The organism is Sorangium sp. KYC3313 (genome assembly GCF_052075895.1).
GTDB lineage: Bacteria > Myxococcota_A > Polyangia > Polyangiales > Polyangiaceae > Sorangium > Sorangium cellulosum_B.
In genome coordinates this window covers 7,944,532-7,971,225 of sequence record NZ_CP197255.1, presented here as the reverse complement: position 1 = coordinate 7,971,225, position 26,694 = coordinate 7,944,532, and the positions used below count along the sequence as shown (strand labels likewise).

Sequence of the window (26,694 nt, the reverse complement as noted above, 5' to 3'; positions counted from 1 at the left end):
GCGCCGGGGTGAAAGCGCCGGTGGACCACGTTCTAGGGAACGGGATCTCCGGAGAACAGCGGTCGTGTGCGGCGCGGCGACGGCGCGCCGCCGAGGTCCGGGCGGCCGCGGAGGCGCGCCGGGACGGCGGGCGCTCCCACGGCCCCGCTGACCATGATGCGGTGTTCGGGATGCGCAACGACGATCTCGTGCGCCGCCTGATCGGTCACGAGATCGCCCGCATCGCGGGCGCGAAAAAGCGGCACTCCAGGGAGCTCGTGGCCGGATCTCGACGTCATTGCCTCAAGGATGGGCGCCCGGCGTGCCTCCCGTGTCGAGTCCGCTCCCCTACGACGCCTCTCCCGGGGGGCCTCGCGCGGCCTGTGAAGCCTTGCTCGCGTCGCGCACGGGCCAGGGCAGCTAGGGTGTCGCCGGCGGCCAAGCGCGCCGACCGATCGCCTCATGAGGTTATACGAACAGGCCCTAGTTCCGCGTTCCACAAATCCCGCCAGAGATCTGTCTCGCAAACGAAGGGAGATTTGACGCAACGACGCAAACTACAAAAATCTGTTCTTTTTTTGCGTCTTTGCGTCTTTGCGCCTTTGCGTTGAATCTCTCTCCGGATCCCGGGCCGGACCTCCGGCGGGCGGAACTAGGGGCCGGGCGGCGTCGTGCCGGCGTCCGCGGCCCCCGCGCGGCGAGGCTTCGCAGCGCCGCCTGAGCCCCCGTCGCGGGGCGCGCTCGCGTCCACCGGCGCGGCGCCCGCGTCGGCCGCGGCACCCGCGTCGGCCGCGGCGCCCGCGTCCGGCGGCGGCTGGTCGGGCGCCGCAGGAGGCGCGGGCGGCGGGGGCGCCGGGGGGACCTCGCTCTCCCAGCACTCCGGCTTCGGGGGCGCCGCGAAGTGGACCGTGCGCGAGGCGGCGTCGCCCTTCCGGGTGACGAGCTTGTCGGTCTTGTACACGGTCGCGTTGCCGCACGCGTACTCCGCGGCGTCCTTCGACTCGCGCGCCACCACGCGCGTCCGGGGCGCGCGCTGGTTCTCGCACTGGGCCCACTCGATCTCGTACTCGGCGTCCTCGTCGGAGAGGAGGATCCGGCTCGGCGGGTCGTCCTTGGACCGGCGCCCGGTGAGCGTCGTCCGGGTGATCGGCTCCTTGCCCTCGCGCACCGTCAGCGTGACCGGGAAGCGAAAGCTCCCGCGCATGTGCGCGCGCGTCGCGCCGATCTCGAAATCGGGGCAGATCGGCTCCCCCTCGATCGGGGACGGCGTGGGCGGGCCGCCGCACGCGGCGCTGGCGAGGAGGCTGCCGAGGAAGAAGACGGCGAGGGGTCGGGCTCCGGGGCGGAGGTTCACGACGGGATTAGTCGTTTCCCCGGGTCCGCGCGTCAAGCGATCTTGGTCTTGCCCAGCTTCAGCACCCGATCGAAGTGCTCCTTCGAGACGGGCACCACGCTGAGCCGCGACCGCTTCAGGAGCGAGATCTCGGCCAGCGCCTCGTCGCCGCGGATCGTGTCGAGGCTCACCTGCGCCTTGAGCGGCGCGACCGGCTCGATGTCCACCACGCTCCAGTCCTCGTCGGCGTCGGCCGTCGGATCCGGGTACGCTTCGCGCTTGACGCGCGCCACGCCCGCGACCGCCTTGCCCTCGCTCGAGTGATAGAAGAGCACGAGATCCCCCTGCTTCATGGACCGCATGTTGTTGCGGGCCTCGAAGTTCCGGACGCCGTCCCAGATCGTCTGGCCGTCGCGCACGAGCTGCGCGAACGAATATTTCTGTGGCTCGCTCTTCATCAGCCAGTAACGGCGAGACATGCACGATCTCCAGGGCAGGCGCGAGGGCGGCGCCGGCCTCGCCGTCGCGCTCTCATCCTCGACGGACAGCCCGTCGATTTGACCGGCTACCCTAGCACCGCCCGCTCAGTCGGTGATCACGATCTTGGCGCCGTCCGGCGTTCGCCGCGCGATCTCGTCAATCTCGTCGTCGTCGAGGGCGATGCAGCCGAGCGTCCAGTCGCTCTCCTTGTGCACGCCCGCGAGCTGCGCGCTTCCTACGCCGTGGATGCCGATGCTGTGCCCGACGCCGCGGCCCGGCGGGACCTCGCCGCGCCGCTTGAGCTCGGCGAAGCGCGCGCGGTCTTCCTCGTTCGGGTAGCTGACGATCAGGAACCGATGGAACAGGCCGTTGATGCGGCCCGCGACGCGGTACGTGCCGACGGGGGTGCGCCTGTCGCCCTCGTAGCGCTTCGGCCCCGGCCCGCCCGGCCCGAGGGCGACCCGGTACGACCGGACGATCTTGCCGCCCGCGACGAGATCGAGCGTGCGCTCGCTCTTGTCGATCCGGATCTCGGTGACCGGCGAGCCACCGCCCTGGGCGGCGGTCAGGGAGGGGACCGTGTGGGTGAGGGAAGCGGCGAGCAACGCCGCGGCGAGCACGAGAGGGGGCCTGAGGAGCATGCCCGACCGTCGGCGCCGCGCCGGAGAGTGTGACGCCCGGCCGGGGCCTGCAGTATTCTCGATCGGGCGCGTCACGCTCCGCGGCCGCGGCGCGATGCAGGGTCGATGAGCACGCCGATGACCACCGAGGACCGCACCCCCGCGACGAACCCCCTGGCAGAGCCAGGGCTCCGCCGAGCCCTCGAGGATTTCGTGCGGCGGCGCGTCCCGAGCGGCGAGGTCGACGACGTGGTGCAGACCGTCCTCTGCGACGCGCTCGCGTCGTCGGGGCGCCCGGCCGACCCGACGGAGCTCCGGCGCTGGCTCCTCGGGATCGCGCGCCACAAGGTGGCCGACCACCACCGGCGCTCGGCGCGGGAGGCCGCGACGGAGCTGCCCGACCTGCCGGTCGGACCGCCGCCCGTCGAGGCGCGCGAGCTGGCGCGCTGGGCCGAAGAGCAGGCCTCCGCGAGCCGCGACGCCCGGCAGACGCTGTCGTGGATGGCCCGCGAAGGGGAGGGCGAGAAGCTCGAGAGCATCGCCGCCGAGGAGCATGTGCCCGCCGCCCGGGTGCGGCAGCGCGTGTCGCGGATGCGGCGATGGATGCGGGAGCGCTGGATGGCCGAGCTCGCCGCGGTCGCGGCGCTGGCCCTCCTCGCGTTCGTCGTCGCCCGGCTCCTGCGGTCGACGAGCGACGCGCCCGTGATCGCGCCCCTGCCCGAGCCGCAGCCGAGCGCGCCGCCGGACGGGCCCTCGCCGCCCGTCGCGCCGCCGTCGCCGCTCGACGCGCTGGAGCGCGCGCGGTCGCTGCGGGCCGAGGCGCTGCGCGCGTGCGACGAGGCGGCCTTCCGCCGGTGCCTGGACCAGCTCGACGAGGCGGATCGGCTCGACCCGGCGGGCCGCGACGCGCCGGAGGTCGCCGCGGCCCGCGAGCGCGCGCTCGAGGCGCTCCGCGCGCCGACGGAGAAGACACCGGCGCCGGGGCCCGTCGACGAGAAGCTCGACAGGAAGGACGAGAGCAACTCTCGCCCCGCGCCGAAGCCTCGCCCGAAGGTGGCGCCGCCGCCCGCACAGAAGCCCACCTCGTCGCTGCCCGCGGAGCAGATGCTCAAGGAACAGATGCTCAAGTCGAGGAAAGCAGCGCCGAAATCGAAGATCGACGAGATGGATTTCCCGTCGGGGAAACTCTAGTCGCTCGCGCCAAGAGGCGAACGACGCGCCGAGATCGAGCCGGACTCGACGGCTCGCCGTCGCCTCCGGAGCGGGGGGGCCGACGTGCTGCCGAGGGGGAGCGGCGCGCGCCGCCGTACGAATCCATCTCGCAGTTTGCGGCGTAGTCGTCTAAACACGCTGGCGCTCGGCGCCGTCAACGACGCCAAGGAGAGGAGCCCAGGAGATGCGAACGACGAGATGGCTTGGAATGGCATTCGCAGTATCGCTGCTCGCGGCGAGCGCCGGCTGCGCGGTCGAGCCCCAGCAGCAGACCGCGAAGGCGCCGGCACCACCGCCCGCGCCGCCGCCGCCCGCGCCGCCTGCGCCGCCCCCTGACGCGGACGCGGACGGGGTGCTCGACGATGGCACCGACAAGTGCGTGGCCGAGAAAGAGGACGGCCTGCCGCCCGACGCCAAGGACGGCTGCAAGTCGACCGACCCGGACGGAGACGGCCTCGTGGCCGACGCCGACAAGTGCCCGACCGAGGCCGAGGTCAAGAACGGCTACAAGGACGACGACGGTTGTCCCGACGTCCCGCCGGTCGCCCTGGAAGGCAACGAGGTGAAGCTCAACGAGAAGATCGCCTTTGTCGCCGGCAAGCCCGAGTTCGAGCCCGCCTCGCAGGGGCTCCTCGCGAACATCGCGCAGATCCTCAAGGACCATCCGCAGATCCAGTTCGTCGAGGTCGCGGCCTACTCCGAGAAGGTCGGCAACGACGCCGCCACCGTGACGCTCACGAAGAAGCGCGCCGAGGCGGTGGTGAAGGCGCTCACCGCGCTCGGGGTCGAGAAGAACCGCGTGCGGGCCGCCGGCTACGGGGCGCACTGCGCGACCGATCCGGGCGAGACCGAGGAGGCGAAGGAGAAGAACCGCCGCGTCGAGATCAAGATCATGCGGCTCGACGGCAAGGACACCGGCGTCGAGCTCGCCTGCGCCGCGGTCGCCACCAAGGGCCTCAAGCCGGCCGGCGTGCCCGCGACAGCGCCGAAGGGCGCCGTGAAGGCCTCCGACGCGAAGCCGGTGGACCCGAAGGCCGCCGCCAAGCCCGCGGATGCGAAGCCCGCCGCCGCACCGGCGCCCGCCGCCGCGCCGCCGGCTGCAGCGCAGCCCGCCGCCGCCGCGCCTGCCCCCGCCGCGGCGAAGCCCGGGGATACGAAGCCGGCCGCGGCGAAGCCCGCGGACACGAAGCCGGCCGAGACGAAGCCCGCCAGCGTGAAGTAGGCGCTCGGCGCCGCGCGCGCGGGCAGGCTAGCGAGCCTGTCCGCGCGCGGCCGCGAGCAGGCTCGTGAGCGCCTCGCGCGCGGCCTGCCGGCGCTGCGGCTCGGGCAGCGCGCCCGGGCGCAGGCGCTGGATCTCGGCGCACAGCGCGGCGCGATCGCCGGCGAGAGGCGCGCCGCACGGCGCGTCGCGCGCGCCGTCTCCGGGGGCGTCGCGCGGCGCAGGCTCGCCGGCGAGCACGGCCGCCGCGGCCTCGATGAGGCGCGCGGTCGCCGCCGCGCCGGCGTCCTCGCCCCGGAAGCGACCCACGAAGTCGGGCTGCTTCGAGAGCCGTGAGAGGACGTCCCAGCGCTGCTCGCGCACGGCGAGCTCCGTCGCGAAGAGCACGACCTTCAGGTTGCGGCCGAGGTCGGGGAGGGCGCGCGTCTCGCCGTCGAGCGCCATCAGGTCGTCGACGACGTTCGCGTCGAGCGCCGCGGCCGCGCAGCGCACCGCGACGCTGAGCAGATCCGCGCGCAGGGCTGGGCCGAGCGAGGGAGCGCGGCCGAGCGCGCGCGCGGCCGCGAGCACGACGGGGCCGCAGTGCCCCTCGCGGCGCTGCCGCGCCAGCATCACGCCGGCGTCGTAGAGCCGGCCGCTCTGCCGCAGCGCCTCCACGGCGGCCGTGAACGCGTCGGGGTCGTACGTCCCCCGCTCCGCCGCCGTGAGGAAGCCGTCGAGGCTGCGCAGGGCAGGGCACGCGGCCGCGCTGCCCGCGCGCGCCCGTCGCTGGAGGTGCGGCAGCTTGCCGAGGACGTCGGCGATGCGCAGCGAGAGCGCGAGCGGGTAGGCGTCGCAGGCGGGCTCCTCGTAGCCGCCGAGCTCGACCCTGGCCTCGGTGCACGCGAGCGGCCTGGCGACCGCGGCGAGCGAGCGCGCGGTCCTCGCGACGAGCGGGTCGAGCCCCTGGACCGCGGCGAGGCCGGCCGGGAGCGGAGCGAGGAGCGCCGCGACCGCGGCGTCGTCCGCGTCCGGCGGCAGGAGGCCGCGGACGAGCGTCCAGAGGTCGCCGGCGAGGAAGGGGTGACCCGCCTCGGCCGCGAGCTGGGCGTCGATCGCCAGCAGCGCGCGGGCGTCCCGGCCCCAGGCGAGCGGCTGGTCCGGGCGCAGCGCCCGCCGCCCGAGCCGGAGGCCGAACGAGAGCGCGGCGATCGCCCGGCGCGCCGCGGCGGTGCCGCGCTCGGCGTCGCCGTCGAGGAAGTGGTAGGCGGCCGCGAGCGCCGCGGCGCTGACGTAGGCGCGCGCCGCGTCCTCGTCGCTCCGGGGCGAGCCCTCGGGCGCGAGCGCCGCGGCGAGGGAGCCCTCGGGCTCGCCGCGGGTGCGGAGGCCGAGGCCGAGCTGGAAGCTGTTCGCCCCTTCGAGGAGCCCGGCGCCGTACGAGACGTCGAAGCTGAGCGAGAAGACGCGGGTCGCTGTCTTCTCCTCGTAGCGGTAGGTCATGCGCGGCACGCGCAGGCCGCGGGCGTCGGCGGCGGCGAGGACGCGGTCGAGGGCGTCGCGCGCCTCGGCGCGCCGGCCGCCGGCGAAGTCGCGCACGGCGCCGACGAGGGCGAGCACGTCGCCGGTGTCGGCCGCCTGGCAGGCGTCGTCCGACGCCTTGCTCATGGCGGCAGCGTACGCCGACGGATCCGGGGCGATGCCGGCCCGGGCCTTCCCGATCTCGCCGAGGTACGAGAGCGCCCAGGCGACCCGGCTGCCGCTGTCGTTCGCGAGCGCGATGGCGTCCGGCGACGGGGGCCCGCCCAGCACGGCGGCGCCGAGGAGCGAGGCGAGCAGCGCGAGGTCGGCCTGGTCGCGCAGCCCGAGGGCGGAGAACGCGCGGGCGTAGCCGACGAACAGGCCCCGCAGATCGCCGCCGCCGTCGCGCGCGGCGGGGAGCGACGCGAGCGCGTCGAGCAGCGCGCCGCCGGCGGGGCCTCGTCCGACGCCGCCGCTCCGCGCCGGATCGTCGCGGAACGCCGCGGAGAGCCCGCGGAGCACCCGGCCGAGCGGGGCGCCGCTCCGCTCGGCGAAGCGCTCCGCGGTGGACGACTCGAGGAGCGCGCGGGCGAGCGCGTAGCCGCCGGTGAGCGCGTCGGCGAGGTCATGGTCGACCCAGCCGGAGAGGCCCGCGGCGACGGCGGCCTCGGCGTCCGCGGCCGGGAGGGTGAAGCGCGGCGGAGCGGCGCGCGTCGGCGCGCCGGCGGCGCGCGGCGGCGCCGAGAGGAGATCGATGGCGTCGGAGAGGAGCGTCACGAGGAGCCGCGCCCGGCGCGCCCACGGGCCGTCGCCCTGCCTGTACCGCGGCGCGAGCAGGATCCGCCGGCGGACGTCGCCGAGCCGCGCGAGGGCGCGGCGGCCCTCGGGGCTCGGCCCGCGCCCGGCGGCGCAGGCGGCCCCGGCCGGCGGCGGCTTGCGCGAGCGCTCGGTGAGGAGCACGGCGAGGACACCGTCGGCCAGCGCGGCGACGTCCTCGACGAGCTCGGGCGGCGGCGCCTCCGCGGCGTCGGCCGCGCCGGCACCGGCGCCGGCATCGCGCGCCGCGAGCCCCGCGACGGCGCGCCGGAGCGCGTCGCGCGCCTGCCTGCGCTCCGGGGGGAGCCCGGCCGCGCCGGTCGCCTGCGGATCCAGCGCGCCGGCGGCGCCGAGCGCGGCGTAGCGGGAGAGGCTCGCGGCGAGCGCCGCGAGGCCGGGGTAGGGCAGCGCCGGGGCGGGCGCGAGCGCGCGCTCGATCTGCGCGGACGAGAACGCGAGATCCGGCGCCTGACCGGAGGCGAGCCGGTACAGCGCGTCGGCGGCGTAGAGGCCGGCGACGCCCCATCCAGCCTGCTCGGTGAGCTCGCCACGGAGCTTGGCGGTGAGCGCGCCCTGGAGGGCGAGGAAGTGCGGGGGCTGCACCTCGGGCGGGTACGCCATGCCCGCGAAGACGCCGGCGAGCGCCGCGCCGAGGACGGCCTCCGGGTCGTGCGCCTCGGCCATGCGGCGCTGCACGGCGACCTGCGTGAGGTCGACGATGGCGTCGCGGAGGGGCTCGTCGGCGAGCACGCCGGGGCTGTAGGCGAGGGGGATCAGCGCGAGCGCGCGGTAGCGGCGCGGCTCGGCCTCCGCGAGGGCGCGCAGCGCGGCGAGGTGCGCGAGGCCGAGCTCGGTGGCGCGGCGGTGGACGGCGCTGCCCGCGCTGCCTGCCTGGCGCGCGGCGGGCGTGGGGCCGCGCTCGTGGAGCAGGGCGGGCGCGTGGGCCCACGCGGTGCTCGTTTGCTCGACGGCGCGGACGAGCGCCTCGTAGCGCGGCAGCCACGCGTCGAGCGGGAGGCGCCGTCCCGGCGGAGCCGCGGTGCTCGCGGGCGCGGCGGGCGCGGCGGGCGCGGCGGCGGGGTCGCCCGGGGCGAGGGCGCCGGCGAGCGCCGCGGCGAACACGAGGTCGCGCGGGCCTTCCATGGGGGGCGCGACGTCCCGGCCGCAGCCGGGGGCCTTGCCGAGCAGGTCGTCGAGCGCGGCGCGCCGGTCCGCGGGGACGGCCCGCAGCACGGCCGCGCCGCGGGCGCGCCACGCGGCGCGGCCGTCCCGGGCCGTGCGCACGCGGAGGAGGTCGCCATAAGGCGTGTCGCCCGGCGCGGGCGGCGGGTCGAGGCGCGGGGCCGAGGGCGCGAAGGGAGCGTCGTCCTCGGCCTCCTCGAGCGCGACCCCGGCGGTCGCGAGCAGCTGCAGCGCGTAGCGGCCGCGCAGGACCGGCTCGTCGTCCGGGTCGCGCCCCTTCACCGCGGCCGCGAGGGCGTCGGCCGCGGCCGCGGCCTCGACGTAGCGGAAGCGGCCGGCGGCGCCGAAGGCGCGGCGGACGAGCGCGGCGAGCGCGATGTCGTCCGCGATCCGCGAGAGCGACGCGCCGCCGCGCGCGATCGGCGCGAGGCCGGCCATGAACGGCGCGAGCGGATCGGCCGGAAAGAGCTGGACGGCGCCGTGGCGGGCGCGCGCATGGACGAGGTGCTCGTACCCGAGCGCCTCGCCAAGCGCGAGGAGCAGCGCGTCGGCGGCGAGGGCCCCGGGGGGCGGCAGCGGCGCGGCGCGGATCCATTTCGCCTCCGCCGCGGCCACAGGCGCCCGCGCCGCGGCCGTGGCCTCAGCGCCCGCCTCGACGATGACCGCGGCCCGCGGCCCGGTCCCGCCGCGCCGGTCGAGGTCGCGGAGCAAGAGCGCCCACGGGTCGTCGGCGTCGCGGGCGGCGCGGGCCGCGACGTAGCCGAGGGCGAGCTCGCGCGGCGGCCGGCCCTCCGCGAGCGCCGCGGCGAGGGCGCGCTCGCACGCGTCGAGGTGCGCAGGATCGCACTGGGTGGCCTTCGGGGGCGTGGCGCCCGGGGAGGCCGCGCCGCCGCAGCCGGCGGCGAGCAGCGCGAGGAGCAGCGCGGAGCAGAGCGGGAGAGCGCGCGGCGAGGAGGACACGCGATCGTGCAGCATGACGCGCGCGCGACCTTACACGAAACCACCCCTGTCTTCCTGCCTCCGGAGCGCCGTGCTACGCGCGCGCTATGCGACGGGCTTCGGAGCGACGAGGTGCCGGCGGCGCGGGGGGCGGCGGGAGCGCCGGTTGCGGGGCGCGCGGCGCCTCCGCGGCGCTCGGGCTCGCGATCCTCGCGCTCTCGGCGTGCAGCGAGAGCGAAGGCGGGTATGCCGGGACGACCGCGCGCGTCGGCAAGGACACAGAGACGATCTACATCAACAATGGCAGCGAGCCCGAGTACCTGGATCCAGGAAAATCCAACGACTCGGCGAGCTCCACGCTCGTGCAGCAGATGTTCGAGGGGCTGACGACCTACGGCGCCGGCGACCTCCGCCCGGTGCAGGGGGTCGCGACCCACTGGGAGCAGAGCGACGACAACCGGCTCTTCCGGTTCCACCTGCGGCCGGAGGCGCGCTGGTCCGACGGCAAGCCGGTCACGGCGCACGACTTCGAGTACGCGTGGAAGCGGGTGCTGCGCCCCTCCACGGCGTCGCTCGCCGCGACGAACCTCTACGTCCTCAAGAACGGCGAGCTGTTCAGCCTCGGCAAGCTCAAGGCGCTGCGCGAGGCCGCGCCGCTCCGCGCGGCCCCGCGGCCCGACGCGCCGTCCGCGCTCGATCTGCCGAAGGGGGCGTTCGTCGTGGTGCTTGCGCGCTCGCCGATCCAGGTGGACACCGCGATCGCGCCCCTCGCGGCGCTGCCGGAGGGCTCCGCCGCCGTGACGTTCGCGAAGGGCGACGGGAAGGGCGGCGCGAGCGATCGGCTCTCGTTCGGCCCAGCAGGGGGCGGCGCGGCAGGGGGCGGCGCGGCCGCTGGCGGCGCAGCGCCGCTCGGCTCGGCGCCCGGCGGCGGCTGGCAGGGCGCCGTTGTCGACATCGTCCGCGTGGGCCCGCCGTGCAAATGCAACGGCGCCGCCGACCGGTGGTTCGAGATCGAGCGGGGCGGCGCGCGCGGCTTCCTCCCGGGCTGCGCGCTCGTCCCCCCCGCGGGCAACGCCGGCAACCCGGGCAAGGAGGGCGCGGGCGCCGCGCCCCGGTCGGAGGCGTACGCCGTCGTCACGCCGCACACGAGCCTCCCCACGTACGACGCCGCGGCGCCGCCCTCCGGCAGCGCCGCGCAGGGCGAGCCCCCCGTGGGCTTCGTGCCCGACGCGCTCCTCGTGGAGGACGACGGCGCTGTCGGCGTCCGGGCAAGCGACGACCATACGCTCGACGTGCAGCTGGAACAGCCCACGCCCTACTTCACCGATCTCACGAGCTACGTGACGCTCTTCCCCGTGCGCAAGGACGTGATCGAGGCGTTCGAGAAGCGCGGCGAGCCCGAGCTCTGGTTCCGCCCCGAGAACATCGTGGTCAACGGCCCTTACACGCTCGATGAGTGGAAGTTCCGTTACGAGATCACGATGAAGCGGAATCCGATGTACTGGAACCACGACAAGCTGAAGATCCACCGCGTCGTGTGGCTGGAGGTCGAGCTCTACAATGCCGCGATGAACATCTACAAGGCGGGGGATCTCGACTACCTGGGCGACAACACCTCGCTCCCCGCCGAGCACATGGACTGGCTGTCGACCAAGCGCGATTTCCAGCGGTACCCGTACCTCTCCATCTACTGGTTCGAGTTCAACACGAAGAAGCCGCCGGTCGACGACGCCCGCGTCCGCTGGGCGCTCAACCTCGCTGTCGACAAGCGGCAGCTCGTCGAGAAGGTCACGCGGGCGGGGCAGACGCCGGCCACGCACTACGTCCCGGACTACACCGGATCGGGCTACGACGAGGCGGTCGCCGAGGACAGGAAGCTCGGGGTCGATCCGTTCTCGTCGCCGGAGGTCGCGTTCAACCCGGAGCGCGCCCGCGCAATGCTCGCCGAGGCAGGGTACGAGGTCATCCAGGAGGGCGACGGGTACCGGGCGAAGAACTTCCCGGCGCTCGAGCTCCTCTACAACACGAGCGAGGGCCACAAGCAGATCGCGGTCGCGGTCCAGGACATGTGGAAGCGTCACCTCGGCGTGTCCGCCACGCTGCGGAACGAGGAGTGGAAGGTGATGCTCAAGAACGTGCGCGACGGGCACTACCAGGTCGTGCGGTTCGGCTGGATCGGCGAGTTCAACCATCCGGCGACGTGGCTCGGCACGTTGCTCTCGTACAGCCCGCAGAACCGGACGGGATGGGCCGATCAGGAGTTCGACAACCTGATGCGCGCCGCCGCGGCGACGGCCGATCCGAAGGAGAGCATCCGGGCGTTCCGCAAGGCGGAGAAGCGGGCCCTCGACGGCATGCCCAAGCTGCCGCTCTACTTCTACACGAAGTCGACGCTGGTGAAGCCGTGGGTCAAGGGGTTCAAGGGCAACTCGCGCGGCGTGCAGCTCGTCAAGTGGCTGTGGAACGACCCGAGCTGGCGCGACAACCCGTCGAACGAGACCGCGTTTCCGGAGATCGAGTTCCCGGCGCCGGGGCGGCTCGGCGTGCCGTGACGCGCCCTGACAGCGCCCCGCCGGGCGGGCCGGCTGCGCCCTGAGGTCCCCCGTTGACGCGCCGGCCTGTGCCGTGGCCTCATCGACGAGAGCGCGGCATAGACCCTCTCGGGAGAACGACATGAGCAAGACGATCCTGGTCACCGGAGGCGCGGGCTACATCGGCTCGCACACCTGCGTGGAGCTCCTCCACGCGGGCTACCGGGTGGTGATCCTCGACAACCTCTGCAACAGCCGCAAGGCGGCGGTGGAGCGGGTGGAGCGGATCGCCGGGAAGCAGGTGACGTTCATCCAGGGCGACATCCGCGACGCGGCGCTCCTGGATCGGCTGCTCGCCGAGCACCCGATCGACGCGACCATCCACTTCGCGGGGCTGAAGGCCGTCGGCGAGTCGGTCGAGAAGCCGCTCTCGTACTACGAGAACAACGTCGCGGGGACCGTGTGCCTGCTCAGGGCGCTCGACGCGCGGGGCGCGCGGAAGCTGGTGTTCAGCTCGTCCGCCACCGTGTACGGCGATCCCGAGCGCGTGCCGCTCGACGAGGGGAGCCGGCTCGGGCCGACCAACCCCTACGGGCAGTCCAAGTTCATGGTGGAGCAGATCCTGCGCGACGTGGCGGCCACCGGGGGCTGGTCGCTCGCGTCGCTGCGCTACTTCAACCCCGTTGGCGCCCACGAGAGTGGGCTCATCGGGGAGGATCCGAACGGGATCCCGAACAACCTGACGCCGTTCATCACGCAGGTCCTCGTGGGGCGGCGCGACAAGCTCCGGGTGTTCGGGGGCGACTGGCCGACGCCGGACGGCACCGGCGTGCGCGACTACATTCACGTGGTCGACCTCGCGCTCGGGCACCTCGCCGCGCTGAAGCGCATCTTCAGCGTCGGCGACAGCTTCACCGTCAACCTCGGCACCGGGCGGGGACACTCGGTGCTGGAGATGGTGGCCGCGTTCGAGAAGGTCAGCGGGAGGCGCGTCGCCCACGAGATCGTGGCGCGCCGCCCCGGGGACGTCGCCTCGGTGTACGCGGATCCCGCGCGCGCGGTCGAGCTGCTCGGCTGGCGCGCGGAGCGCGATCTCGAGACCATGTGCCGCGACAGCTGGCGCTGGCAAGAGCAGAACCCGAAGGGGTTCGCCGATTAGGGCCGCGGCTCTGAGGCGCGATAGAGCGCTCCTGCTCGCGGCCCTCTCGTGCCCGCTCGCGGCCTGCGCGGGCGAGACCGAGGGGTACGTCGGGACGACGTCGCGCGTCGGCAAGGACGTCACGACGTTCTACGTCAACAACGGCGACGAGCCGGAGTACCTCGATCCAGGCAAGGCCGTGGACTCCGTGAGCATCACGCTGCTCCACCAGATGTTCGAGGGGCTGACCAGCTACGCGCCCGGCGATCTCCACGCGGCGCAGGGGGTCGCGGCGCGCTGGGAGCGGAGCGACGACAACCGGTTCTTCCGGTTCCACCTGCGGCCGGAGGCGCGCTGGTCGGACGGCAAGCCGGTGACGGCGCACGACTTCGAGTACGCATGGAAGCGCGTGCTGCGCCCGTCGACGGCCTCGCTCGCCGCGACGAACCTGCACATCCTCAAGAACGGCGAGCTCTTCAACCTCGGCAAGCTCAAGGCGCTGCGCGAGGGCGCGACGCTGCGCCGCGCGCCTCGCCCCGACGCGCCGCCCGCGCTCGATCTGCCCGGAGGAGCGTTCGTCGTCGTGCTCGGCCAGTCGCCCGCCCGGGTGACGTCGGCGGTGGCGCCCCTGCCGGCGCCGCCCACGGGGGTGACCTCGGTGACGTACGCCGAGCCCGACGAGGCGACCGGCGCCGGCGAGCGGCTCTCGTTCGACGCGACCGGCGCGGCCCCGCCGCCCGCGCCGCGCGACGCCACCCCGGGCGGCGGGTGGCGGGGCACCGAGGTCGCGCTCCTCGCGGCCGGGCCGCCGGTCGCCTGCAATGGCGCGGCCGATCGCTGGTTCGAGATCGAGGGGCCGGCGGGCCGCGGCTTCCTCCCGGGCTGCCTGCTCGCGCCCGTGGAGGCCGCCGCGTACGCGCTGGTCGCGCCCCACGCGAGCCTCCCGACGTACGACCCCGCCGCGGCCAAAGGCGCTCGCACCGCGCCGCCTTCCGGCTCCGGCGGGGCGACCGGGTTCGTCGCCACGTCTTCGCTCGTGGACGACGACACCGCCGTGGGCGTGCGGGCCCGCGACGACCTGACCCTCGACGTCGAGCTCGAGCAGCCGGCGCCGTACTTCACCGATCTCACGAGCTTCGTCACGCTCTTCCCGGTGCGCCGCGACGTCGTCGAGCCGTTCGAGGCGCGCGGCGAGCCGGAGCTCTGGTTTCGCCCCGAGAACATGGTGGTCAACGGGCCCTATCGGCTCGACGAGTGGAAGTTCCGGTACGAGATCACGATGAACCGGAACCCGGCGTACTGGGGCCACGACGCGCTCAGGATCCACCGGATCGTCTGGATGGAGATCGCCCAGTACAACGCCACCCTGCAGCTCTACAAGGCGGGGGACATCGACTACCTGGGAGACAACTGCGAGCTCCCGTACGACCACCGCGGTTGGCTGTCCGGGAAGAAGGATCTCCGGCGCAGCGAGTTCCTCTCCACGGTGTATTACGAGCTCAACACGAGGAAGCCGCCGGTCGACGATCCGCGCGTCCGGTGGGCGCTGAACCTCGCGATCGACAAGCGGGAGCTCGTCGAGAAGATCACGCGGGTCGGGAAGCCGGCGACCCACTACGTGCCCGACATCACCGGATCCGGCTACGCCGAGCAGGCGGCGGAGGACAGGGCGCGTGGCGTGGATCCGTTCTCGAGCCCCGAGGTCGGCCACGACCCGGCGCGCGCCCGCGCGCTGCTCGCCGAGGCCGGGTACGAGGTCGCCCGCGAGGGAGACGAGCTGCGGGCGAAGGGGTTTCCGCCGCTCGAGATCCTCTACAACACGGGGGAGGGGCACGCGCAGGTCGCCGTGGCCATCCAGGACATGTGGAAGCGCCACCTCGGGGTCTCCGCGACGCTGCGGAGCGAGGAGTGGCGGGTGATGCTCAAGGACCTCCGCGACGGCAACTTCCAGGTGATCCGGCTCGGCTGGCTGGCCGACTACAACCATCCACAGACGTGGCTCGGGACGTTCCTGTCGCAGAGCCCCCAGAACCGGACCGGCTGGGCAGACGCGGAGTTCGACGAGGCGGTCGGCGAGGCGGCCGCGACGGCCGATCCCAGGGACAGCATCCGGCGCTTCCGGGCGGCCGAGCGGCGGGCGCTCGACGGCATGTGCAGGATACCGCTCTACTTCGAGGAGAAGCCGACCCTGGTGAAGCCGTGGGTGAGGGGGTTCATCCCCAACGCGCGGAACACGCAGCTCATCAAATGGCTCTGGATCGACCCGGACTGGCAGAAGGCGCCGGCCGGAGAGCCGCCGCCCGTGCTGGAGTTGCCGCCGCCGGGGCGGCTCGGGGGGCCATGACGGGCGCGCGCAGCGTCCTCACCGACGCCTCGATCGGCGCGACGCACGTGCTCCTCTGGGGCGCCCGCGCCGCGGTCGAGATCCGCTGTCCAGGCCCCGGCGTGCTGCGCGTGCGCCACGCCCCCTCGTCCGCGGTGACCAGCTTCACGCACCCCGAGCAGCCGCCCAAACACTCCTTCGCCGTGGTGGCAGACGGCGCGCTGCCGCTCTCCGCGCGCCGCGAGGGGGACACGCTCCACGTGAGCGCCGAGGGCGCCTCTCTCGAGGTCTCGCTCGCGTCGGGCACATGGGCCTTCAGCGACGCCGCGGGCCGCGCCCTCGCGCGCAGCGAGGCCGTCTCGGGGCAGGTCCGGCCGGCGTTCCCCGTGGACGAGCTCCGCTCCAGGCTCTCGCTCGCGGCGCCGCCGGGCGAGGCCTACCTCGGGTTCGGCGAGAAGGTCGGCCCGCTCGACAAGCGCGGCCTGCGATTCACCTTCTGGAACACCGACGCTTTCCCGCCGCACGTGGAGTCCGACCCGCTCTACGCCTCGATTCCCTTCTTCATCGCCCTCCGCGGCGGGGTGGCCTGGGGCCTCTTCCTCGACGAGCCGTGGCGCTCGGAGGTCGATATCGCCCTGAACGACCCGACCCGCATCGAATGGGAGTCGCGGGGCCCCGAGCTCGACGTCTACCTCCTGGCCGGCCCGCACCCGGCCGACGTCCTCCGGCGCTACGCCGCGCTCACCGGTCGCCCGGCCATGCCGCCCCTCTGGAGCCTCGGGGCGCACCAGTCGCGCTGGGGCTATGAGACCGAGGACGACGTGCGCGGCGTCGTCCGCGGCTACCGGTCGCGCGGCCTCCCCCTCGACGTGGTCCACCTCGATATCGATTACATGGATGCTTATCGGGTCTGGACCTGGGACCGCTCGCGCTTCCCCGACCCGGCGCGGCTCGCGCGCGAGCTCGCGGCCGAGGGCGTCAAGCTGGTGACGATCGTCGACCCGGGGATCAAGGCCGACGAGGGATATGCCGTCTACGACGAGGCGAGAGCGCGAGACTACCTCGTCCGGCTGCCTCGCGGCGGCCCGCTCGTGGGAGAGGTATGGCCCGACCCGGCGGTCTTTCCCGATCTCACGCGCGAGGAGGTGCAGCGCTGGTGGGGTGATCTGCAAAAGCCGTTCGTCGACGCGGGCATCGCCGGCATCTGGAACGACATGAACGAGCCGGCGTGCTTCTCCGTCCGCCCCGACAGGGGCCTGCCGGCGCCGAGCGGCGGGCGCACCGCGGGTCTCGGCGCCATCGAGGGCAGCACGCTCCCCGACGACGCGCGCCACGGCGCCCGGCGCCACCTCGAGGTCCACAACGTCTACGGACTCGGCATGTCGCGGGCCGCCCACGAGGGCCTCGCGCGCCACGCGCCGGAGCGGCGCCCCTTCGTGCTGACGCGCGCCGCCTTCGCCGGCATCCAGCGCTACGCCGCGGTGTGGACCGGCGACTTCGCCAGCAATTTCACGCACCTGGAGGCATCCATCCCGATGCTGATCGGCCTCGGCCTCTCGGGCGTGCCGTTCGTGGGCGCGGACATCCCGGGCTTCACGGGGCGCGCGAACGGCGAGCTGCTCGTGCGCTGGATGCAGGCGGGGCTGTTCTATCCGCTGATGCGCAACCACGCGGCGAGGGGCAGGCCGGCGCAGGAGCCCTGGCGCTTCGGCGAGCCGTACCTCGGCCTCGCGCGCGCGGCGCTCGAGCGGCGCTACCGGCTCCTGCCGGCCCTGTACACGCTCATGCACGAGGCGGCGGAGACGGGGATACCCGTCCTGCGGCCGCTGTCCTTCGCGGCACCGGGCGACCCCGAGGCGCTCCACGCGTTCGATCAGCTCCTGTTCGGCGGCGATCTGCTCGTGGCGCCGGTGGTGCGGCCAGGGCAGTCGAAGCGGCTGGTGTACCTGCCCGCCGGCGCATGGATGGACTTCGCGAACCTGGAGCGCGCGGGGAGCGTGGACCAGGGCGGGCGCCACGTGATCGCCGATGCGCCGCTCGGGGTGGTCCCCGTGTGGCTGCGCGCCGGGGGCGCGGTGGCGCTCACCGCGCCTCGGATGCACACGACGAGCGCGAGCTGGGAGGAGATCACATGGCACGTCCACGCGGCGGAGCGCGTGAGCGGCCACCTCTATGAGGACGAGGGCGACGGCCACGGCGCGTCGCGCGTCACCCGGATCGAGGGCGGCCTCGACGGCGCCACGTTCGCGCTCGAGCGCAGCGCGACGGGCGATCTGCCGCTCGCGCGCGCGGTGGAGACGATCCACGTCCACGGCGTGCCGGCGCCGCGCTCCGTGGTCGGGGCCAGGTCGCACCGCGCGATCGACGGGGGCGTCGAGATCGAGGTCGCGGCCGACTGGCAGCGGATCGAGCTCCAGGTGCCCTGATCGCGGCGGTGCCGCGCGCCGTGGCGGTCAGCGGTGCTTCATCACCCAGTCGATCGCCATCCGCACCCGCGTGGAGAGCAGCCGCCGCGACGGGTACACCGCGAAGAGCTCGCGGGGCTCGACCGTGCGCCCCGTGATCGTGAGCTCGACGAGCGCCTTGCCCTGCTGCTCGATCACCTCGCGGGGCGCGCAGACCACGCCGAGCCCCTGCGCCGCGGCGGCGATCGCCACCCGCGGGTCGTTCACGCAGAACTGCGCGCGCGGCCGGACCTCCTCGACGGAGCCGTCCCGCCGGCAAAGGCGCCATGCGGCGCCCGGGTGGCTCAGGACCGCGGGCACGGACCCGAGCGACGCGCGCGCGAGCCGCGAGCGGCCCTCGAGCGCGTCCTTCACGAGGCGCGGCGACGCGGCCAGCGCGTACGGGAGCGACCACATCCGCCGCGCCACGAGGTCGGCGTCCTGAACGGGCCCGGCGCGGAAGGCGAGGTCGATGCCCTCCTCGACCAGGGGGACGACCGCGTTCGTGAGCGTGAGCTCCAGCGACAGGCGCGGGTGCCGGGCGGCGAAGGAGAACAGCGCCGGCGCGATCCGCTGCGCGCCCGTCATCACGGGCGCCGTCACGCGGAGCCTGCCCGCGGGCTCGTCCTCTCGATCTGCGGCCCGGTCGAGGACGGAGCCGAGCTCGTCGAGCAGCGGCCCGGCGCGCTCGATCAGCCGCGCGCCCTCGCCGGTGAGGCCGACCCGGCGTGAGGTGCGCTGGAGCAGCCGCACCCCCAGCGCCTCCTCCAGCTGCGCCACCCGGCGGCTCACGGTGCTCGTGGGCACCCCCGTGCGCCGCGCCGCCTCCACGAAGCTCAGGTGGTGAGCGACGGCCGCGAAGAGCCGCACGTCCTCGAGGGAGATCATCCCGCTTATGGGATGGAGCATGCCACAGCATCCCATGGTTTGCCCGACGCGCGCGCGCTACGCCTCGATCATGCACCTTGAAGATCAGCATGTGGTCGTCATCGGTGGCTCGTCGGGCATCGGCCTCGGCGTGGCCAGGGCCTGCCTCGAGCGCGGCGCGTCTCTGACCGTCGTGAGCCGCTCGCGCGAGCGCCTCGCGCGCGCCGCGGCCGAGCTCGGGGAGCCGCGCCGGGTGCGCACCTTCGCGGCCGACGCGACGCAGGAGGCCGAGGTGCGGAGTCTGTTCAACGAGCATCCGCCGGCGCGCCATGTGGTGGTGACGGCGGTGGAGGGGCATTACCAGCCGATTCGCGCGCTGGACATCGCCGCGGCGCGCCGCGTGATCGACTCGAAGCTCGTCGCGGCCCTCCACGTCGCCAAGCACGCGCGGATCGAGCCGGGCGGCTCGCTCACGTTCACGGCCGGGATCGCGGCCGAGCGGCCGGGGCCCGGCGGGGCGGTCGTGGCCGCGGTGAACGGCGCGCTCATGGCGCTCGTGCGCGCCCTGGCCGTGGAGCTCGCGCCGGTGCGCGTGAACGCGCTGTCGCCGGGCTGGGTCGACACGCCGGTCTGGGACTCCCTCGCGGGCGGCGCCAAGCAGGAGCGCTTCGCGCAGCACGCGCGCCGCCTCCCGGTCGGGCGCGTCGGCGCGCCCGCGGACATCGCCCATGCCGCGCTCTTCCTCATGGGAAACGGGTTCACCACCGGCGAGGTGCTGCGCATCGACGGGGGACACCGCCTCGTCTGAGCCGGAGCCCGCCCAGGGAGGTGGCCGGATTCGACAGGTGCGCAACGCGAAACCAGGGCCCGCGAGCGAGAGAAGCAAGAAAAGCGCGGGGAGCGAGGGAGGCGCGCCGCAGCCACCGCCTGGTCCATCGAACAAGGCATGTTCCCCGAGCTTGCGGCAACGCTTGCCGCAACGCTTCACCACGCGATCGCCATGAGACGTGGTTGACAAAAGCCACGAAATATGGTTGTGCTACTGCTCTCTAGGAGTGCACAATGTACCCTCGTTCTTTCTTTCTTCTGACGTTCGCAGCCATGGCCCTGGCGTGCTCTTCGGCGCCCGACGAGAGCAGCGGCCCCACCTCCGGATCCGGCGGCAGCAGCGGGACGCCCGCGAGCAGCAGCGGGACGCCGACGAGCGGCGTTAGCAGCTCGACCGGCGACGACTTCGGGACCATCACGGGGGGCAACGTGACCACCGGCGCCGGCGGCGCCGACGGCAGCGATTGCAAGAGCGTCCTCGACGTCACCTATCGTGACTTCAAGGAGACGCACCCCGACTTCGAGATGGCCAGCTTCAGGGGCGACGTCGTCCGACGCCAGCTCATCAAGCCGACGCTCGACGGCGACCTGAAGCCGCAGTTCCTCGACTCCGTGGGCTGCTTCGCGGACATGGAGACGCCGCTCGGCTGCAGGGACGGGGTCGGCAATCAGAAGACCATCACGAGCGAGGACAGCTTCAACCAGTGGTACCGGGACGCGGCGGGCGTGAACATGACGTTCACCAAGGAGCTCGCGCTCGCGGAGTCGTCGCCCGGATCTGGGCAGTACGTGTTCGACAGCGCGGATTTCTTCCCGCTGGCGCCGGAGGAGGGGTTCGGGATCACCCCGCCCAACAACGGCAAACGACAGAACTTCCTCTTCACCACCGAGATCCACCTGATGTTCGGCTACGTCGCCGGTCAGACGTTCACCTTCCGGGGCGACGACGACATCTGGATCTTCATCAACGGCAAGCTCGCGCTCGATCTCGGCAGCATGCACGGGCCGGAGACCGGGGTCATCGACTTCGATGCCCAGGCCCAGGATCTCGGCATCTTCCCGGGCAACAGCTACGCGATGGACATCTTCCACGCGGAGCGGCACACCGACGGGTCGAACTTCCGCATCGAGACCAACATCTCCTGCTTCGTGCCCGTCGACGTCCCGCTGTGAGGCCCCCGGGCTCGCGCCGCGCCGTCGCGCAGGCCTGAGCCCGGCATCCGACCGCTCCCACCCGCCCCAGGTACAAGCGTCGCAGAGCGGCGGTCACCCGCACAGGAGACGGGTCCAGATCGGCGTTTTCGGCGCGCAAGCGCACGAAAGGGCGCTGAGCACCGAAAACGTCGAGATGGGCCCGTATCCGAAGCGGGTGACCGCCGCTCTAGACGTCGAGCGCGATGTTGTTGGGGTTGGCGGCGTCGATCTTGACCGGCACGACGAGGCCCGGCTGCACGCGCGGGATCGCCATCTGATGGATGACCGCGAGGATGGCCGCGCGGTACGGCGGCGCGTTCGGGCGATACACCTCGAGGTCGACCCGGCACTGCGGCTGGTAGTTGATCATCGTGCCGGTGGGCTGGACGACGAGCACGCGGGCCTGCGCGGGCAGGCCCGTCATGCGGAGGTTGGCCGCCGCCGTCTGGGCCTGGATCATCTCGTTCGCGCCCGCGAGCATCTTGTTCGCGTTCTTCATCATGGGCAGAAAGACGGTGACGAACACCACGGCCATGACGCCCAGCACGACGAGGGTGATCACGATTCCTAAGAGGGGACCGGCGATCGACATGGGAGCCTCCACACGACTGCGTTGACGGGCCGGCGGTCGGCGGAGCGTGGGGGGAGGACCCCGAGCTGCGCGTCGCGCCGGCGAGGGAGCGACCGATGCCACGGGGCTCCTCCGCGATCACCAGGGGAGCACGAAAGGGCGCCAGCGACAATCCTGCGGAGCGCGCCGCCCTCGGCGTGGCGTGGCCGCGGGAGAGGTGCGGCGATCGAAAAAGAGGCCAGATCCACCGAAAGCGCCGCCAGTGACGCGCTCCTGGGACGGTGACAGGCTCCTCTCCCATGATCGATGAAGAGAGGATTGGCCGATGACCAACCGCGTTGAACCACTCAACTTCAGCGACGAAGCGCGCTGGACCGCCCTGGCGGCGAGCTACGAGCGCTGGGCCGAGCCGTTGACGTCGGGCTTCGCGCGCGCGGCGCTGTCGCTCGCGGGCGGGATCGGGCACGGCGAGCGCTTGCTCGACGTCGCCGCAGGGACGGGCGCCCTGACCTTGGCCGCGGCCGAGGCGGGCGCGCGCGTGCTCGCGACAGATATCTCGCGCGGCATGGCGGCGCGCCTGCGCGAGCGACTGCAGCCCTTCGCAGGGAGCGAGGCGCGGGTGATGGACGGGCAGGCGCTGGAGGTCGAGGACGCGACCTTCGACGTGAGCTGCTCCGTCTTCGGCGTCATGATGTTTCCCGACTGGCGCCGCGGCATGGCCGAGCTCGTCCGCGCGACCCGGCCCGGGGGCCGGATCATCGTGGCGACCTGGTCGAGCCCGGAGGGGGCGGGCCCGGGGCCGCTCTTCGTGGAGGCTTATCGCCGCACCTTCCCGGACGCGCCGATCCATCCGCCGCCCCAGGGCATGACGGTGCTGTGCTCGCCGGAGGGCCTGAAGGCCGAGATGCTCGGGGCCGGGTGCGGCGAGGTCGCCGTGCACGCGGTCGACGGCGCATGGGGCGGCGCTTCGGTGGACCAGCTCATGGCGGATCTCGACGAGATCCTGCGCTTCATGCCCCTCTACGTCGCGCTGGACGGCGATGGGCGCGCTCGGCTACGCGGCCCGCTGCGCGCCGTCATCGAGCCCTTCGCCGAACCAGGCGGGGCCGTGCGTGTCCCGGTGACGGCGAACATCGCGATCGGCCGCAAACCCGGCTGACCAAGATCAGCCGGTCACGTTGTCCCACGCGACGGCGGTCGGCCCGAGGAGCGAGCGCCCGCCGGTCGCGATGACCTCTCGGTACCAGGAGAACGAGTCCTTCGGGATCCGTCGCTGCGTCGCGTAATCGACGTAGACCAGCCCGAAGCGATCCTTGTAGCCCTCGGCCCACTCGAAGTTGTCGAGGAGCGACCAGGCCCAGTACCCCACGACCGGGACGCCCTCCTGGACCGCCCGCGCCAGGCCGAGCAGGTACCGGTGCATGACGTCGATGCGCTTCGGGTCGTGGACCTTGCCGTCGAGGAAGACCTGGTCCCGCGTCGCCAGGCCGTGCTCGGTGATCCCGATGGGCAGCTTGTACCGCTCCCAGAAGTACCTCGATCCCCAGTAGAGCGTGCTGGGGACGATCTGCAGCCAGTCGAGCGTCCCGCGCGGGTAGCCCGGCGGGGAGACGACGCGCTCCGGCCTGCCGTCCTTGCCCTGCCGCCACGTGCCCGCCGAGTACATGTTGAGCCCGAGGTAGTCGATCGGCCGCTTGATCTGGTCGAAGTCGCTGGCGGGGAACTCGGGCATGTCGTCGCCGAAGAGCCGGAGGCCGCTCTCCGGATACCGCCCCTCGAGCACCGGACAGATCCACCAGGCGTTGTTCCACGGGTGCTTGTCATAGACCGAGAAGATCGCCTCGCGCGCCGCCTCGATGTCCGCCGGATCCTCGGTCGCCGGGCGCTGCACCTGGGTGGCGAGCACGTAGCCGATCTTCGCCGCCGTGGCCGCGGCGCGCAGGGCGTCCACCTGCTTGCCGTGCGCCCGCATCTGGTTGTGGGCGGCGGTCAGGTACTCCCGGTAAGGGAGCTTGAGCCCGGGGGCGAAGACCCCGTTGAGGAGCGCGTTGCCGATGAACGCCTGCGGCTCGTTCTGCGTCACCCACCAGGGCACGCGATCGCCGAGCCGCCGGGCGACGACGGTCGTGTAGTCCGCGAACCAGTCGGCGACGTCGCGCTGGAGGAACCCGCCGCGATCCTGGAGCGCCTGGGGGAAGTCCCAGTGGAAGAGCGTGCACATGGGCACGATGCCCGCGCGGAGGAGCTCGTCGACGAGGCGATCGTAGAAGTCGAGCCCCTTCGGGTTGACCTTGCCGGTGCCGTCCGGGAGGACCCGCGTCCACGAGACGCTGAAGCGATAGCTCTTGACCCCGAGCTCGGCGAGCAGCCCGACATCCTCCTTGTAACGGTGGTAGTGGTCGCAGGCGACGTCTCCGGTGTGCCCTTCGAAGACCTTCCCGGGGGTCTTCGAGAAGACGTCCCACACGGAGGGCGTCCGGCCATCCTCGCTGGCGGCGCCTTCGATCTGGTAGGCCGCGGTGGCCGTGCCCCACAGGAAGTCCGCGGGAAACGGCGCGACCGTCGCGTCTGCTCGGCCTAGGCCGGCCGAGGCGGCGGTCACAGGCGGGGGCGCGGACGAGGGCGACGCGGGAGAGGCGTTGCTCGCGGAGAGCGACTCGGAAGGATGGAGAGCCATGGAGGCATCATCCACGGCGTGCGCGGGACAGCAATGGGTTCGATGCGCGTCGGCTTCGATGCGGGTCGATGATCGCGCCGGTGGCTTGACGGCCCAGCGCGCCTCGACAACATGGGCGGCATGCTCGCGATCCGACCGAAAGCCGCAGGCGGCCCCGAGGTGATGACGCTGGAGGAGCTCCCCACGCCCGCGCCGGGCCCAGGGGAAGCCGTGGTCCGCGTCGAGGCCGCCGGCGTGAACTTCATCGACATCTACCAGCGGAGCGGCCAGTACAAGCTCGATCCGCCCATCCCGCTCGGCCTCGAGGGCGCGGGGCGCGTCGAGGCGGTGGGCCCGTCCGTCACCGAGGTGAGGGAAGGGGACGAGGTCGCGTGGACCGGCGGCCCCGGCTCGTACGCGACGCACGTCCGGATCCCGGCCGCGAAGCTCGTCCCCGTGCCCGCGGGCGTCGGCGCGAGGCGCGCGGCGGCCGCGATGCTCCAGGGCATCACGGCGCAGTACCTCGTGCGCTCCACGTTCCCGCTCGGCCCCGGCCACACGTGCCTCATCCACGCGGCCGCGGGCGGGGTCGGCCTGCTCCTGTGCCAGATGGCGAAGCGGCTCGGCGCGCGCGTGATCGGCACCGTCTCGACCGAGGAGAAGGCGCGCCTCGCGCGAGACGCCGGCGCCGACGAGGTGATCCTGTACACGAAGGCCGATTTCGAGGCCGAGGCGCGCCGGCTCACGGGCGGCGCCGGCGTCCACGTCGTCTACGACGGCGTCGGGAGCGACACGTTCGTGAAGGGCCTGGGCGCGCTCCGCCTGCGCGGCACGATGGTGCTCTTCGGCCAGTCGAGCGGCCCGGTGCCGTCGTTCGACCCGCAGATCCTGAACCAGAAGGGGTCGCTCTACCTCACGCGGCCGAGCCTCGGCCACTACACCGCGACGCGCGAGGAGCTGCTCGAGCGCGCCGCCGACGTGCTCGGCGCGATCGCGCGCGGCGAGCTCACGATCTCGATCGGCGCCACGTACCCCCTCGCCGAGGCCGCGGAGGCGCACCGCGCGCTCGCCGGGCGGGCGACGACGGGGAAGGTGCTGCTCATCCCGTAGCGGACGGAACCATCGCACGGAGGCGCGATTCGAGGCGCGGAGGAGCTGGGGAGTTCGGCCCCGCTGCGGGAGCTCCGGGTCTCGCTGGTTCTCTCTCAGGCGCGCGGACGTGCGCTGTACGCGAGCGGTCTCCGGCCGATCCGGCCGTTGACCGTGTCGTCTTCGGGCCGCTACGCTCCCGGCGCGGAGGTGCTCATTCCATGGCCGAACGTCCCACGCTTGCTCCCGAGAAGCTCTCGGACACGGTGAAGTCGCAGATCGCCGGATTTCATCGGTCCATCGTCGACGAGGTCGCGGCGGCGGTGAGCCGCGATCGGGTGGTCCTCGTCGGGATGGCCCAGAATCCCTTCGTGAAGAAGGCGCGCCAGCTGCTCGACGGAGAGGGCGTGAAATATACCTACCTGGAGTACGGGAGTTACCTCTCCAGGTGGAAGGAGCGGCTCGCCATCAAGCTCTGGTCCGGCTTTCCGACGTTCCCGATGGTGTTCGTCGGCGGGGTCCTCGAAGGCGGCTACGCGGAGCTCGTGAAGCTCCGCGACCAGGGCAAGCTCAAGGGGTAGCCGCGAACAGGCGCGGATGAACGCGGGACACAGCGCGCAGGCCGCCTCGACCGCGGCGCTTCGCGCGGCGCGACGTGCCGCGCGAAACGCCGCGGTCGACCGGCGGTTCCGTGATATGCGGGAGGTCGCGGCGCGCGCTCGCGGCGATCGCGGCGGTCGCCGCGCTGAAGGATGGCAGCACGGAGGCACCTCGTGACATCGCTCGGGATCCACGGAAGGCGGCGGGATGACGAGGCGAACGGCGCGGCCGGGCGGCCGGGAGGCGGCGCGCCGTGAGCTCCTACGCCATCAAGCGGCTGCTCTCCATCATCCCCACGCTCTTCCTCGTCGCCACCCTGGTGTTCGTCCTGGTGCGCATCGTGCCGGGCGGCCCGTTCGACCAGGAGCGGGCCGTGCCCGTCGAGGTCCAGCGGCAGCTCGACGCCAAGTACCACCTGAACGATCCGGTGCTGAAGCAGTACGGCGACTGGCTCCTTGCGCTCGTCACCCGAGGCGACCTGGGCCCGACGTTCAAGTACCCGAACCGCACCGTCAACGAGATCATCGCGCTCAGCCTGCCCGTGTCGATGCAGCTCGGGTGCTGGGCGATGCTCTTCGCCCTCGTGACGGGCATCCCGCTCGGCATCATCGGCGCCATCCGCCAGAACACCTGGAAGGACACGGCGGCCATGGGGGTCGCCATGGTCGGCCTCAGCGTGCCGCGGTACGTGCTCGCCCCGCTGCTCATGCTCGTCTTCTCGCTCAAGCTCTACTGGTTCCCGGTGGCGCGCTGGGAGACGTGGCGGCACATGGTGCTGCCGGTCATCTGCGCCGGGCTCCCGGTCGCGGCCTACATCGCCCGGCTGACGCGCGGCGGGATGCTCGAGGTGATCCGCTCGGATTTCATCCGCACCGCCCGCGCCAAGGGGCTCTCCGAGCGCAAGGTCGTCCTGAAGCACGCGCTCCGGGGCGGGCTGCTCCCGGTCGTGAGCTTCCTCGGCCCCGGCTTCAGCGGCCTGCTCGTCGGCTCCCTCGTCGTCGAGAAGATCTTCAACATCCCCGGCATGGGCCGTTACTTCGTCGAGGCGGCCACGAACCGCGACTACAACCTCGTGATGGGGGTCATGCTCGTCTACGGCTTCCTGCTCATGCTCTTCAACGCGATCGTCGACGTGGCGTACGCCTTCATCGACCCGCGGGTGGAGCTGCGCTGACC

General features: G+C 73.2%; 19 protein-coding genes. 12 read left to right on the top strand and 7 right to left on the bottom strand.

What is annotated here, in order from left to right; all coding sequences use genetic code 11:
• Window positions 1-631: 631 nt before the first annotated feature.
• The 3 genes from ACSRUE_RS30700 to ACSRUE_RS30690 form a co-directional block, all read right to left on the bottom strand.
• Complete coding sequence (locus ACSRUE_RS30700; protein WP_441286684.1) at window positions 632-1,333, bottom strand: hypothetical protein; 702 nt, start codon at window positions 1,331-1,333, stop codon at window positions 632-634.
• Window positions 1,334-1,365: 32 nt separating this feature from the next.
• Window positions 1,366-1,791 carry an EVE domain-containing protein gene (locus ACSRUE_RS30695; protein WP_441286683.1) on the bottom strand — a complete coding sequence of 142 codons (426 nt, stop codon included), beginning with the start codon at window positions 1,789-1,791 and terminating at the stop codon, window positions 1,366-1,368.
• Between the two features lie 105 nt (window positions 1,792-1,896).
• Window positions 1,897-2,433 carry a L,D-transpeptidase family protein gene (locus ACSRUE_RS30690; RefSeq protein WP_441286682.1) on the bottom strand — a complete coding sequence of 179 codons (537 nt, stop codon included), beginning with the start codon at window positions 2,431-2,433 and terminating at the stop codon, window positions 1,897-1,899.
• A 117-nt stretch (window positions 2,434-2,550) separates the two neighbouring features.
• Between ACSRUE_RS30690 and ACSRUE_RS30685 the strand changes: the two genes are divergently transcribed.
• Together ACSRUE_RS30685 and ACSRUE_RS30680 are read left to right on the top strand one after the other, a co-directional pair.
• Window positions 2,551-3,603: an RNA polymerase sigma factor gene (locus ACSRUE_RS30685; RefSeq protein ID WP_441286681.1), complete on the top strand. Its 1,053-nt coding sequence runs from the start codon at window positions 2,551-2,553 to the stop codon at window positions 3,601-3,603.
• A gap of 229 nt (window positions 3,604-3,832) precedes the next feature.
• A complete protein-coding gene (locus ACSRUE_RS30680; RefSeq protein ID WP_441286680.1) occupies window positions 3,833-4,846 on the top strand; it encodes an OmpA family protein in 1,014 nt (337 codons plus the stop codon).
• A gap of 27 nt (window positions 4,847-4,873) precedes the next feature.
• On the opposite strand, the gene ACSRUE_RS30675 is transcribed toward ACSRUE_RS30680, so the two are convergent.
• On the bottom strand, window positions 4,874-9,313 hold the full coding sequence (locus ACSRUE_RS30675; protein WP_441286679.1) for a hypothetical protein: 4,440 nt from the start codon (window positions 9,311-9,313) through the stop codon (window positions 4,874-4,876).
• Window positions 9,314-9,384: 71 nt separating this feature from the next.
• Here ACSRUE_RS30675 and ACSRUE_RS30670 point away from each other — a divergent pair, with 71 nt between their 5' ends.
• From ACSRUE_RS30670 to ACSRUE_RS30655, 4 genes are all read left to right on the top strand, one after another.
• Window positions 9,385-11,829 carry an ABC transporter substrate-binding protein gene (locus ACSRUE_RS30670; protein ID WP_441286678.1) on the top strand — a complete coding sequence of 815 codons (2,445 nt, stop codon included), beginning with the start codon at window positions 9,385-9,387 and terminating at the stop codon, window positions 11,827-11,829.
• A gap of 121 nt (window positions 11,830-11,950) precedes the next feature.
• Complete coding sequence (galE, locus tag ACSRUE_RS30665; RefSeq protein ID WP_441286677.1) at window positions 11,951-12,967, top strand: UDP-glucose 4-epimerase GalE; 1,017 nt, start codon at window positions 11,951-11,953, stop codon at window positions 12,965-12,967.
• Window positions 12,968-13,154: 187 nt separating this feature from the next.
• A complete protein-coding gene (locus tag ACSRUE_RS30660; RefSeq protein ID WP_441286676.1) occupies window positions 13,155-15,290 on the top strand; it encodes a peptide ABC transporter substrate-binding protein in 2,136 nt (711 codons plus the stop codon).
• Window positions 15,287-17,695: a glycoside hydrolase family 31 protein gene (locus tag ACSRUE_RS30655; protein ID WP_441286675.1), complete on the top strand. Its 2,409-nt coding sequence runs from the start codon at window positions 15,287-15,289 to the stop codon at window positions 17,693-17,695. The genes ACSRUE_RS30660 and ACSRUE_RS30655 overlap by 4 nt, the downstream gene beginning before the upstream one ends.
• A 27-nt stretch (window positions 17,696-17,722) precedes the next feature.
• On the opposite strand, the gene ACSRUE_RS30650 is transcribed toward ACSRUE_RS30655, so the two are convergent.
• Complete coding sequence (locus ACSRUE_RS30650; RefSeq protein ID WP_441286674.1) at window positions 17,723-18,622, bottom strand: LysR family transcriptional regulator; 900 nt, start codon at window positions 18,620-18,622, stop codon at window positions 17,723-17,725.
• Between the two features lie 49 nt (window positions 18,623-18,671).
• On the opposite strand from ACSRUE_RS30650, the gene ACSRUE_RS30645 reads away from it, so the two are divergent.
• Window positions 18,672-19,388: an SDR family oxidoreductase gene (locus ACSRUE_RS30645; protein ID WP_441286673.1), complete on the top strand. Its 717-nt coding sequence runs from the start codon at window positions 18,672-18,674 to the stop codon at window positions 19,386-19,388.
• A gap of 254 nt (window positions 19,389-19,642) precedes the next feature.
• A complete protein-coding gene (locus ACSRUE_RS30640; protein ID WP_441286672.1) occupies window positions 19,643-20,581 on the top strand; it encodes a fibro-slime domain-containing protein in 939 nt (312 codons plus the stop codon).
• A gap of 208 nt (window positions 20,582-20,789) precedes the next feature.
• On the opposite strand, the gene ACSRUE_RS30635 is transcribed toward ACSRUE_RS30640, so the two are convergent.
• A complete protein-coding gene (locus ACSRUE_RS30635) occupies window positions 20,790-21,194 on the bottom strand; it encodes a hypothetical protein (protein WP_437553661.1) in 405 nt (134 codons plus the stop codon).
• Window positions 21,195-21,498: 304 nt separating this feature from the next.
• On the opposite strand from ACSRUE_RS30635, the gene ACSRUE_RS30630 reads away from it, so the two are divergent.
• Window positions 21,499-22,332, top strand: coding sequence for a class I SAM-dependent methyltransferase (locus tag ACSRUE_RS30630; RefSeq protein ID WP_441286671.1), 834 nt, complete (start codon window positions 21,499-21,501; stop codon window positions 22,330-22,332).
• Window positions 22,333-22,338: 6 nt separating this feature from the next.
• Here ACSRUE_RS30630 and ACSRUE_RS30625 read toward each other — a convergent pair whose 3' ends face one another.
• Window positions 22,339-23,850 (bottom strand): GH1 family beta-glucosidase, encoded by a 1,512-nt coding sequence (locus tag ACSRUE_RS30625; RefSeq protein ID WP_437767776.1) that lies wholly within the window; start codon window positions 23,848-23,850, stop codon window positions 22,339-22,341.
• 120 nt (window positions 23,851-23,970) lie between these two features.
• On the opposite strand from ACSRUE_RS30625, the gene ACSRUE_RS30620 reads away from it, so the two are divergent.
• The 3 genes from ACSRUE_RS30620 (at window position 23,971) to ACSRUE_RS30610 (ending at window position 26,692) form a co-directional block, all read left to right on the top strand.
• Window positions 23,971-24,939 (top strand): quinone oxidoreductase family protein, encoded by a 969-nt coding sequence (locus tag ACSRUE_RS30620; RefSeq protein WP_441286670.1) that lies wholly within the window; start codon window positions 23,971-23,973, stop codon window positions 24,937-24,939.
• A 200-nt stretch (window positions 24,940-25,139) separates the two neighbouring features.
• A complete protein-coding gene (locus tag ACSRUE_RS30615; RefSeq protein ID WP_441286669.1) occupies window positions 25,140-25,499 on the top strand; it encodes a glutaredoxin in 360 nt (119 codons plus the stop codon).
• Between the two features lie 272 nt (window positions 25,500-25,771).
• Window positions 25,772-26,692, top strand: a complete 921-nt coding sequence (locus ACSRUE_RS30610) for an ABC transporter permease (protein ID WP_441286668.1) — start codon at window positions 25,772-25,774, stop codon at window positions 26,690-26,692.
• Window positions 26,693-26,694 lie beyond the last annotated feature (2 nt).